Origin of the sequence: Curtobacterium sp. MCBA15_013 (genome assembly GCF_001865095.1) — a bacterium.
In the GTDB taxonomy this organism is placed as follows: domain Bacteria; phylum Actinomycetota; class Actinomycetes; order Actinomycetales; family Microbacteriaceae; genus Curtobacterium.
Genome location: NZ_MJGQ01000021.1, coordinates 24,663 through 35,182 on the forward strand (window position 1 = coordinate 24,663; position 10,520 = coordinate 35,182).

The following is a 10,520-nucleotide window of genomic DNA, read 5'->3' on the forward strand; positions in this document are numbered from 1 at the left end:
GGCTCGACCTTCAACTAGCACGCGTGCAACAGAGGGTTCTCTTCAACCTGACCACTGTCGCCGCGCTCGGACTTGTCCGCACACGCTTCGTCTCGCTGAGTATCGCTCCCGCGATGGGCAGCCGACGCCCACTCGCCAGATCGAGTACGTGCTGTTCGTCGAGAAGGTGCGCGCTGCGCACGTTCGGCAGTGGTCGCCCTCTACGCTTGCGGTATGGGTCGTCCGATGCGCGCGTTGCCGGTGGAGCTCGCTGGTACCCCGTGGCCGGAGGTGCCTTCCCCGGATCAGTTCGGGGAGATCGCCCGCCAGTTCGTATTGAACGTCCGCGATGCGATGGCGGGACGGAGCCTTCGCTCGGTTGCAGCGGACGCCGGGATTGGTCACGTCACCTTGCAGCGGGTGCTGGCGGGTCAGGCGTGGCCTGATTTGGCGACGATCGCACGCCTTGAGGTCGGTTTGGACGCGGCGTTGTGGCCGAGACGTCCGGCGTCGTGAACCGGTCGTTGAACCGGTGCGCTGATGCGTAGAACGCGTGCCATGCCTCAGGGCTTCGCTCTTCCGGCGCGGGTGGATACCAGTCGCTGTCGGTAACGTCGGCGAGGAGCTGCAGTGGCGTCCATGTGTCTGGGTCTCGCTCGTCGAACGAGGGGGCCGCGGGCCGGGTGGTGAGTCCGCAGCGTTCGTCGAAGTCGTTACGGTCGACGATGAACTGGAGCACGGTACGTCTCAAACGTGATCGAGCCTGCTCGCTGCGTCCGGTTGCTGACACGACGACCTCGCGAGTTTCGAGGTCAAGCCGCGCTGTCCCATCGAAGCGACCATCCGTGACAGTGATCGTCAAGCTGGAGGCGCGCTCGAGCGCTGATACACGCGTCCCAGCTGGCGGTACGACCGTTGTTGGCCACCCGACGCGCGGGATCTCACGGTCGTCGAGAAACTTTGCAACCCGGCGAAGTATCCCGCCGCCACCCGCGTTCATAAATAGGACCATACCAAGTTCGGCCAAAGAAGTCCATCGAAGCGTTGAAGCTGCGCGACGCGGGCTTCCGGACCTCAGCGCATGGGCCCCCGTCACCGGCGCACAACCGTGGGCAATCAGCCGGCCGTGGCGATCACGAGTGAGAGTCGTTGCTGTCTGAAGCGCGCGCATCGACGCACACAACGCGTTGATCGGACGACTCCCGTATCTGTCCGAGCGAGACACTGGGGGAGCCGTGCGTCGCCGCGCGAACCGTGCGGCGACCCGTAGCCGACGTGTCCGGGCATGCCTGGTCGATACCTCACCGATCCGGAGTGATCTGACCTGCGGTGGGAGTGATCAGGCGGTCGCGACCGGAGCCCCCATATCGCTCGAACAGAGATAGAGCGACGAAACGCAACAGCGAAAATGCAAGGAGTCAGAAAATGCCAGTGTTCCAAGCTCACATTCCCGCCGATACATTCACAGTTGACGAAAAGCGCGGTCTCGCGGACGCACTCAACCTGGCGCTGCACGAGGCGATGGGAACCCCGATGGAGGACAGGTTCATCGTCATCAGTGAGCATGGCGAGAACGAACTGTTCATTCATCCCACGTTCCCGAACGCGCGCAGATCCAAGCGGAGCGTGATCGTGACGGTGACGTTCAGCGAGACCCGAACCCTCGACCAGAAGCGGAAGCTCGCTGAACTGATCACGCAGTACGCAATCGAACGGGCAGGCATCAGCCCTGACGATGTCAGCCTGCTCATGTACGCAATCCCGCTCGAGCACATGAGTTTCGGCGGCGGGAAACTGCTCTCGGACATCGACGTCGCGATGCCCTGGGTGCAGAGCTGATTTCGCTCCTCGTCGGTCTGCGTGCGCCTACCGCGGAGCCACACCTGCCTTCTCGGGTGTGCCATGTCGCAGGCGGACGGCGAGGACGGCTCCGACCGCAGCGGCGAGCGTTGCGGTCAGCATCGCGTGTGGGCTGGAAGCCACGGTGAGGATCACAGACGCGAAAGCTGGTCCGAGGATCAGGCCAGCCTGACGGGCCAATGACAGCACCGGCACGGCGTCACCGAGTTCCGCGCCCTCCATCCCCTCGAACGGGATCGTCTGCAGCGGAACGACGGTGGCGCCGTAGCCGACACCTCCGACGAACATCGCAGCCGTGACTGCCCACGTCGGCCAGTTCCCACCCGCGATGAGCGCTCCGATGGCGATGGTGTAGACGCTCATGCCGACGATCAGCAGAAGCGCCGGACTGACCCGTTTGATGAGCCGTGAGGTGACGGCTAACGCGGCGAGCACGCCAGCGGCATGAACGCTCAGTGTGAGCGCGGACGCCAGCACAGTGGAACCGTCCGTTTGCCGCTGCTGCGGCAGGACGAACGTGACCGCCGCGAACGACGCGGACGCCGCCAGCATCACCAGCACGCTGAGGCGAAATCCTCGGCCGCGAAACACTCTCGGTGGAATCACCGCAGCCGAAGACGTCCGCAGGCGCCGGACGAAGACGGCGGCGGAGACGGCGGCCACGATCGCAGCAACACTTCGCACCACCAATGGCGTGTCGTTCGGGTCGACCAGGATCAGCAACGCGACGGCGCCGCCGGTGAGCGCGGCGTAGCCGAGCCAATCGAAGGAGCCAGCGCGTTCGCGCGTCGTGGGGAAGGTCAGCCACGCAAGCACGATCAGCAGGACCCCGAGTGGGAGGTTCATCCAGAACAGCAGGCGCCACGACCCACCATCGACGAAGATTGCTGCAATCAAGGGGCCGACCGCTGGTGCGATCGTTGCGGGGATCGACACAACCAGGGATGCCGTCGCACGACGATCAGGTCCGAACTGGTCCAGGACGACAGCGGTCGCTGTGGGCACCAGGACACCGCCGCCGAGGCCCTGAACCATTCGGGCACCAGCAAGCAGCAGCGTCGTGTCTGCCATTGCCGTCGCAGCTGAGCCGATCACGAATACCAGCAGTCCGCCGCAGAAGACAGCGCGCGCTCCGTAGCGGCGGGAGACGTGACCGGTGAGCAGCATGGCCGCGATGAGTCCTGCGACGTATGAGGTCACGACGAACCCCAACGTTTTCGGCGACGTTCCCAAGTCGCTGCCGATCGCGGGCAGAACGACCGATACGGCGGTGGCGTCCATCAGGTCCAGCATCAACGCCAGGGCGGCGACGCCTGCGAGGACCGTGCGCGATGTTGTGGAAGACATGCGTAGCAGTGTTCGGCCAGCCGCTTCGAAGGGCAACGAAGTATGGCCTGCCTCACTTCTCGCACAATCGCATGCGCGCGGGCATCGGCCTCCCGGGGGCGCGCGGAACATCCAAGGAGATGCGTCCTCCGGGCACCGCCCGGTCCACTGGACAAAGCGACGGCGCCGTCACCGTGAACTGGTGACGGCGCCGTGTTGATTGGGCTCAGTCGAAGTGCGGCTGGCCGGTCGATGCGCTCGTACCGCCATCGACCGGCAACGTCACGCCGGTGATGTACCGCGCGTCATCGCTGGCCAGGAACAGGTACGCCGGAGCGATGTCGTTGGGTTCGCCGACCCGACCGAGCGCGACGCGGTTCTTGAACGCTGCTTCTGCCCGCTCGTCGGAGAGGGTTTCCTCGGTCATCTCGGTGCGTGTCGCTGCCGGGGCAACCGCGTTGACACGAACACCGAACTCGCCGAGATCCAACGCGAGCGACTGCATCAACGGGGTGAGTGCGCCCTTCGTCGCGTTGTACAGCGACTGCCCCCAGTCGCCTCGCAGCGACGACACGCTGGTGGTGAACAGCAGTGTGCCGCGGGAGGCCTTGAGGTGCGAAATCGACGCCTGCGCGAGATGGACCGCGCCGGTTACATTCGTCGTGACCAGCGAGGTCACCGTGTCATCGTCGATGTCCTCGAGCGGGCCCGACGTATAACCGGCGGCGTTGCTGACGACGACGTCAACGGACCCGAACCGTTCCGCGGCACCGTCGAGCAGCGCCCGGACGCTCTCTGCGTCCTGCACGTCCGTCTGTGTCGGGATGATGGTGTCAGCGAAGCGTGCGGCGGTCTCCTGCAACGCCTCCATGCGTCGGCCAGCGATGACGACGTTCGCGCCTTCCGCAGCGAACGCGTGCGCGATGGCGCGGCCGATGCCGGAGCCGGCTCCGGTGATGACGACGGTTTTGCCGGTGAGGCCGTAGCGGCCGGCGGGAAGGGATGTACTCATGGCTCGCCAGAATACGTGGAGGGAGAGCCGGCGTCCGTGCCCGCGGAAACCGTGACAACATTCCGCTTCGAGTTCAACTCATCGACGGGTACCGTCGACGCTGTGAAGACGTTCGAGGACCTGTTCACCGAGCTCGAAACGAAGGTCCGGGATGGCGACGCGTCATCGCGCACGGTCATTGAGCACGCCGCAGGCGTACACCAGATCGGCAAGAAGATCGTCGAGGAAGCAGCGGAAGTGTGGATTGCTGCCGAGCATGAGACGGCCGAGGAACTGACCGACGAGATCTCGCAGCTGCTGTACCACCTACAGGTGCTGATGCTGGCGAAGGGACTCCGGCCGGCCGACGTGTGGCGCCACCTCTGACCCGGTTGTCACGTTTTCCCGTTCCGCCTCGGCGCCGGCGGAGCGGTGAGTTACCGTAGCGGCATGCTTCGTGTTCGTGTCCGTGCCATTCGGCAGGACACGTGTGGGCGTCTGCCCGGTCAGCCGCGGTCGATTGGCACCTTCGCGGAGATCGCGTCTGCACTGCCGTCGAACGGACGAGCGCCGTGGACGGCTGTTCCCGACGAAGCCTGACCGAGTCCGCAGTAGCGGACTCACTTTGTGACCGCTGAAGGGTTCACCACCCCATCAACGGTTGCGGTGTCCCGCCCGAAGGGGCACCGCACGGCGGCTGCGCACCGAGCGTGCCGACTGCGTCGTGGGAGCTCTCCCACACCTCGACACCGCTCCGCAGCCGCCGCCTTTCACCAGTCAGGCGAATCAGCGGGCCATCCATGGACGACATCAGCAGCAACCTTCACTCCGACACCTGCATCAGCGACCGTCTTCGGACGGTTGGGGCGCACGTCACCCTCAGCCGCATCGAAGTGATGCGCGCGCTGTCCAGCAGCAGTGGGATGACCGCACCTGAGTTGATGCGCCATGTCGAAAAACGGGTCCCCGGCATCACACTGCGGTCGTTGTACAACACGCTGATGCGGATGCAGGAGCGCCGTCTCGTGGAACGCACGGGCAGCATCCGACCCGCCGTGTTCACGTTGTCCGGCACCGCACGCGACATCGCCTGACGCTTCACGCAACGAAACGAGACAATTCGCATGACAGCAGATCGGCTCACCGACCTCACCGGTGCACCCGTGGCTTCGAACGACCACTCCCTTACCGCTGGCCCTGACGGCGCAACGGTGCTGCACGACCGATACCTCCTCGAAAAGCTTGCGCACTTCGCTCGAGAGCGCATTCCGGAGCGTGTCGTGCACGCAAAGGGCGGTGGTGCGTTCGGCGCCTTCACCGTCACCGGGGACGTTTCCGCGTACACGCGTGCCGCGGTGTTCCAGCCGCACGCGCAGTCGGAGACCCTCGCCCGGTTCTCCACCGTTGCCGGTGAGCAGGGTTCCCCGGACACCTGGCGTGACGTTCGCGGATTCTCGGTCAGGTTCTACACCGCCGAGGGCAACTACGACATCGTCGGGAACAACACCCCCGTGTTCTTCATCCGCGACGCAGTCAAGTTCCCGGACTTCATCCACTCGCAGAAGCGGCTGCCGGACTCCGCACTGCGGAACGCCGACATGCAGTGGGACTTCTGGAGCCTCTCACCGGAATCCGCCCACCAGGTCACCTACCTGATGGGCGATCGGGGTATCCCAGCGTCATGGCGCACGATGCCCGGGTACGGGTCCCACACCTTCCAGTGGATTAACGCCGACGGTGACCGGTTCTGGGTGAAGTACCACTGGAAGCCGCTCACTGGCGAAGCCGAGCTCACGGCAGAGACCGCGGAGCAGCTCGCCGGGCAGGACGCGGACTACTACCGCCGCGACCTGTTCACCGCCATCGCCGATGGCAATCACCCGTCGTGGGACCTCAACGTGCAGATCATGCCGTACGAGGAGGCGAAGACGTACCGGTTCAACCCGTTCGACGTGACGAAGGTCTGGCCGCACAGCGACTATCCGCTCATCAAGGTCGGCACGATGACGTTGAACCGCAACCCGGAGAACTTCTTCGTCCAGATCGAGCAGGCATCATTCTCGCCGGCGAACCTCGTACCCGGCACCGACGTCAGCCCCGACAAGATGCTGATGGCGCGTGTGTTCTCCTACCCGGACGCCCAGCGGTACCGGCTTGGCGTGAACTACAACGAGCTACCCTCGAACCGGCCGAAGACCGCGGTGCACAACTACATGCAGGACGGTGCCGCACGGACCACGTTCAACGCTCCGACGACCCCCGTGTACGCGCCGAACTCCTTCAACGGCCCGATCGCCGATCCCGCTGCAGCCGGCAAGGGCAGCTGGGAGTCCGACGGTGTGCTCGTGATGTCGGCGCAGACCTTGCACAGCGACGACGACGACTTCGGTCAGGCGGGCGCGCTGTACCGGGAGGTTTTCACCGACGCGCAGAAGGCACGGCTGCTGCGGACGTTGGCCGGCCAGCTGACCAGCATCACCGTGCCACGGGTCCGTGACCAGGCGCTGCGGTACTGGGCGCAGGTCGACACCGATCTCGGAAAGCAGCTGATCGACGCGGTGGCGACAGCCGACCTCGCGCCGACGGCAGCACCGCCGGTGATCACGGACACCGTCTCCGCCTCGTAAATCAGCACCCGGCGAGCCCCACCGGTACCGGTGGGGCTCGCCGCAGGCGCTGGTCAGGTCATCTGCCTGCGATATTCCGACGGGGACACACCCCAAAACGCTTTGAACCGCCGCGACGCATACCCCGGCTCCGGCCACCCCACAGCGGTCCCGATCTGCGCCACCGGCAACGACGTCGTCCGCAGTAGCCGCGCGAACCGTTCCGCGCGCAATTGCTGCAAGTACGTCAACGGCGCCGAACCGGTATCCGCGCGGAACACCCGCACGAGCTGTGACTCCGACAGGCGCGCCTCCCGCGCTAACGCGTCCAACGTCCACGGTTGAGCAAGACCTGCATGCATCGCCGCGACCGTTCGAGCGACAACCGTCCGATACCGCAGCCCCGCCGTCGGCAGCGCCGGCACAGCGATCGCGTCGGCAACGCCGCGGGAGGCTCCCTGCGAGGCTGCGTCCTGCAGCAGCGGTACGCAGCGGAGCAGCTCATACAACGCGGCGAGCACGTCGAACCGTGACCCGCCTCGTGCGGCAACTAGCTGCTCCAACCCAGACACCGCCGCATGCCACTGCCGCGCCGCCAAGTCGGTGACCAGCACCTGCCCGAAGCCGTCCTCGTCAGTAAATGCCTCTCCGACGCCGGGGAGGGACCGCAGCCAAAACAACTCCTGAGTCAACGCCGACGCCGCGATGTACACGTTGCAGATCTCCACCTGAGTGTCCGGTGCCCAGGCATGCCACGCGCCGACCGGCACGATGAGGACACTGCCTCGACGGATCGCACTCACTCCGGCTTCGCTGTGATGCTCGCCCGCACCGTCGGTGACGAGCACCACCTCGAGGAACGGATGCCGGTGCGGTTCCACCGGTGACACCAACGTCAACTGCTCCACCGAAATCGGCCCAAGATCAACCGGGATGAACTCCCGCTCTCCGACCTGCCGTGTCGGTACGCCTCCTGATGCGGACCGCAGCGAGGCGCGCAACTGATCGGGATCGGCGTGCGTGTTCTCCTGATCCGAGGACGCATCGTGCGCGGATATGGCAACCACAGGCATCTCCTTCGCCAGTTGTTGCACACCGGAACAGAAGCCGGATTTCCGGGCCGTGAGCAACGAAATATCGTTTCACCATCGTCCTCGCGATGCGCGGATCGTGCAAGTCGTTGCGCTGTCGCTGCTGGTTGCTGGTCGCCCGTGGTTCGTAGCGTGAATACGCACCACCCGTCCGACCCCGAGGAGCACTGTGAGTCAGGCAACCGAACAGCGTCGAGCCGCTGGAGATCCCCCGGCGAGCGGTCGAACACCTCACGTCGCACACGGCAACCTCGTCGTCCGATGGATGACATCCACCGATCACAAGATCGTCGGCTACCTGTACCTGATCACGGCCTTCATCTGGTTCCTGCTCGCCGGGTTGATGGCGCTGGTGATCCGCGCGCAACTGTTCGAACCCGGACTGCACGTTGTGGCAACGAAAGAGCAGTACAACCAGCTGTTCACGATGCACGGCACGATCATGCTGTTGTTGTTCGCGACACCACTGTTCTCCGGATTCGCGAACGCGCTCATGCCGGTGCACATCGGAGCCCCCGACGTCGCGTTCCCCCGACTCAACGCCTTCTCGTACTGGCTGTACCTGTTCGGTGGTCTGATGGTCGCCGGTGGGTTCCTCACCCCGCAGGGCGCCGCCGGATTCGGGTGGTTCGCGTACGCGCCGCTGAGTGACACCACGTTCTCGCCCGGGCTCGGCGGCAGCCTCTGGGCCGTGGGACTAATCCTCACGGGCTTCTCCACCATTTTCGGCGCCGTGAACTTCATCACCACGATCATCACGATGCGCGCCCCGGGCATGACCATGTTCCGCATGTCCGTGTTCACCTGGAACGTGCTCGTGACCAGCCTGCTGGCGCTGCTGGCCTTCCCCGTCCTGGCGACCGCGCTGTTCGGACTGACCCTTGACCGTGTGTACGACGCACAGATCTTCAACCCCGCGAACGGTGGCGCGCTGCTCTGGCAGCACATGTTCTGGTTCTTCGGCCACCCGGAGGTTTACATCCTCGTGCTGCCGTTCTTCGGCATCGTGTCGGAGATCTTCCCGGTCTTCGCGCGGAAGCCGATCTTCGGATACAAGACCCTCGTATACGCCACGCTCGCGATCGCCGCGCTGTCCGTCACCGTCTGGGCGCACCACATGTACGCCACCGGTGGAGTCCTGCTGCCCTGGTTCTCCCTGATGACCATGCTCATCGCCGTGCCCACTGGCCTGAAGTGCTTCAACTGGGTGGCCACGCTCTGGCGCGGCTCTGTGACCTTCGAAACTCCAATGCTGTGGGCCATCGGGTTCCTGATCACGTTCACATTCGGCGGTCTCACTGGAGTTATCCTCGCCAGCCCACCACTGGACTTCCACCTCACCGACTCGTACTTCGTCGTCGCGCACTTCCACTACGTCGTCTTCGGGTCGGTCGTCTTCGCCGCCTTCGCCGGCTTCTACTTCTGGTGGCCGAAATGGACAGGGAAGATGCTCAACGAGCGCCTCGGGAAGATTCACTTCTGGCTGCTGTTCATCGGCTTCCACACAACGTTCCTCATCCAGCACTGGCTCGGCGTGATCGGCATGCCTCGCCGCTACGCCACCTACTTGCCGAGCGACGGCTTCACCTGGATGAACCAGCTGTCGACGATCGGGTCGATGATCCTCGCCATCTCCTTCATCCCGTTCCTGTACAACGTGTACGTCACCGCCCGTCGCGCACCGAAGGTGGCGGTGAATGACCCCTGGGGGTACGGCCGCTCCCTCGAGTGGGCGACCGCATGCCCGATCCCGCGACACAACTTCACCGCCATCCCTCGAATCCGATCCGAGTCCCCGGCCTTCGATCTGAACCATCCGGAGGCGGGCATCCCAACCGGTGTCGGCCCGAAGGCGGACGCACCCGAGATCGGCGGTTCCTCAGCGGAGGGGGCAGGCACACCATGAGCATCCGCAGCCGCGAACGACTCCCGGAGCTCACCCTTGACGAAGCGGTCCGAATCTCCCGAGCCGCCCAGCTCGGACTCCTCGACGAGGACGACAGCCACATCGCTGGACTCGTTAGAGAAGCCCACCAACTGACGGTTCGGGCAAGCATCTGGGGAGACGTCCCGATCTCGCAGAAGCGGCGCAGCCGTCGCCTGCTCGCCATCGGCGGAAGCGCCGTGATCCTCATCTGGACCAGCGCCGTCGTCGTCCCTTACCTGCTGCGGTAACCGCTCCCGCAGCAGCCCTCCAGGACCGCTTTCCGGGCGACGTTCTGGGGACACCCGCGGTGCCTCACCTCGTTCGGGTGAGGCACCGCACGTCTTCCAAGGAATCGCTATGTCAGATCTGCTCATCGACCGTCCCGAGCTCGAAGGGCTCGGCCAATACGAGTTCGGCTGGTCCGACTCCGACTCGGCCGGCGCCTCTGCTCGCCGCGGCATCTCGGAAGAGGTCGTGACCGACATCTCGAACCTCAAGTCCGAGCCCGAGTGGATGCTCAAGAACCGGCTCAAGGGCCTGCAGCTCTTCGGTCGCAAGCCGATGCCGACGTGGGGTGCCGACCTGACGGGCATCGACTTCGACAACATCAAGTACTTCGTGCGCTCCACCGAGAAGCAGGCGCAGTCGTGGGAAGACCTCCCCGAGGACATCCGCGCGACCTACGAGAAGCTCGGCATCCCCGAGGCCGAGCGCCAGCGCCTCGTCGCCGGCGTCGCCGC

General features: G+C 65.1%; 10 protein-coding genes and 1 pseudogene. 8 read left to right on the plus strand and 3 right to left on the minus strand.

All coding sequences use genetic code 11. From position 1 onward, the window contains the following. The first annotated feature begins 213 nt into the window (after window positions 1–213). The gene (locus BIV01_RS11930; RefSeq protein ID WP_139199326.1) at window positions 214–495 is read left to right on the plus strand and encodes a helix-turn-helix transcriptional regulator; all 282 of its coding nucleotides are present in this window, start codon (window positions 214–216) and stop codon (window positions 493–495) included. 909 nt (window positions 496–1,404) lie between these two features. Next, window positions 1,405–1,818, plus strand: a complete 414-nt coding sequence (locus BIV01_RS11935) for a tautomerase family protein (RefSeq protein ID WP_071302980.1) — start codon at window positions 1,405–1,407, stop codon at window positions 1,816–1,818. Between the two features lie 27 nt (window positions 1,819–1,845). On the opposite strand, the gene BIV01_RS11940 is transcribed toward BIV01_RS11935, so the two are convergent. Further along, window positions 1,846–3,186, minus strand: a complete 1,341-nt coding sequence (locus BIV01_RS11940; RefSeq protein WP_071302981.1) for an MFS transporter — start codon at window positions 3,184–3,186, stop codon at window positions 1,846–1,848. A gap of 205 nt (window positions 3,187–3,391) precedes the next feature. Continuing rightward, window positions 3,392–4,177 carry an SDR family NAD(P)-dependent oxidoreductase gene (locus BIV01_RS11945; RefSeq protein WP_071302982.1) on the minus strand — a complete coding sequence of 262 codons (786 nt, stop codon included), beginning with the start codon at window positions 4,175–4,177 and terminating at the stop codon, window positions 3,392–3,394. 102 nt (window positions 4,178–4,279) lie between these two features. Between BIV01_RS11945 and BIV01_RS11950 the strand changes: the two genes are divergently transcribed. The 3 genes from BIV01_RS11950 (at window position 4,280) to BIV01_RS11960 (ending at window position 6,783) form a co-directional block, all read left to right on the plus strand. Next, window positions 4,280–4,543 (plus strand): phosphoribosyl-ATP diphosphatase, encoded by a 264-nt coding sequence (locus tag BIV01_RS11950; protein ID WP_071302989.1) that lies wholly within the window; start codon window positions 4,280–4,282, stop codon window positions 4,541–4,543. A 413-nt stretch (window positions 4,544–4,956) separates the two neighbouring features. Continuing rightward, complete coding sequence (locus BIV01_RS11955; protein ID WP_071302983.1) at window positions 4,957–5,250, plus strand: transcriptional repressor; 294 nt, start codon at window positions 4,957–4,959, stop codon at window positions 5,248–5,250. 30 nt (window positions 5,251–5,280) lie between these two features. Continuing rightward, a complete protein-coding gene (locus BIV01_RS11960) occupies window positions 5,281–6,783 on the plus strand; it encodes a catalase (protein WP_071302984.1) in 1,503 nt (500 codons plus the stop codon). Between the two features lie 53 nt (window positions 6,784–6,836). Here BIV01_RS11960 and BIV01_RS11965 read toward each other — a convergent pair whose 3' ends face one another. Then, window positions 6,837–7,892 (minus strand): AraC family transcriptional regulator, encoded by a 1,056-nt coding sequence (locus BIV01_RS11965; RefSeq protein WP_139199327.1) that lies wholly within the window; start codon window positions 7,890–7,892, stop codon window positions 6,837–6,839. A 226-nt stretch (window positions 7,893–8,118) separates the two neighbouring features. Between BIV01_RS11965 and ctaD the strand changes: the two genes are divergently transcribed. From ctaD to BIV01_RS11980, 3 genes and pseudogenes are all read left to right on the plus strand, one after another. Beyond that, window positions 8,119–9,759, plus strand: coding sequence for an aa3-type cytochrome oxidase subunit I (gene ctaD, locus BIV01_RS11970; protein ID WP_071302986.1), 1,641 nt, complete (start codon window positions 8,119–8,121; stop codon window positions 9,757–9,759). Then, complete coding sequence (locus BIV01_RS11975) at window positions 9,756–10,028, plus strand: hypothetical protein (RefSeq protein WP_071302987.1); 273 nt, start codon at window positions 9,756–9,758, stop codon at window positions 10,026–10,028. The genes ctaD and BIV01_RS11975 overlap by 4 nt, the downstream gene beginning before the upstream one ends. A gap of 109 nt (window positions 10,029–10,137) precedes the next feature. Further along, a pseudogene (locus BIV01_RS11980) lies at window positions 10,138–10,520 on the plus strand (Fe-S cluster assembly protein SufB); the annotation flags it as partial.

Coding starts and splice junctions, on each gene's coding strand:
- BIV01_RS11930 (WP_139199326.1), top strand. CDS start 214: ATGGGTCGTCCGATGCGCGCGTTGCCGGTGGAGCTCGCTGGTACCCCG.
- BIV01_RS11935 (WP_071302980.1), top strand. CDS start 1,405: ATGCCAGTGTTCCAAGCTCACATTCCCGCCGATACATTCACAGTTGAC.
- BIV01_RS11940 (WP_071302981.1), bottom strand. CDS start 3,186: ATGTCTTCCACAACATCGCGCACGGTCCTCGCAGGCGTCGCCGCCCTG.
- BIV01_RS11945 (WP_071302982.1), bottom strand. CDS start 4,177: ATGAGTACATCCCTTCCCGCCGGCCGCTACGGCCTCACCGGCAAAACC.
- BIV01_RS11955 (WP_071302983.1), top strand. CDS start 4,957: ATGGACGACATCAGCAGCAACCTTCACTCCGACACCTGCATCAGCGAC.
- BIV01_RS11960 (WP_071302984.1), top strand. CDS start 5,281: ATGACAGCAGATCGGCTCACCGACCTCACCGGTGCACCCGTGGCTTCG.
- ctaD (WP_071302986.1), top strand. CDS start 8,119: ATGACATCCACCGATCACAAGATCGTCGGCTACCTGTACCTGATCACG.
- BIV01_RS11975 (WP_071302987.1), top strand. CDS start 9,756: ATGAGCATCCGCAGCCGCGAACGACTCCCGGAGCTCACCCTTGACGAA.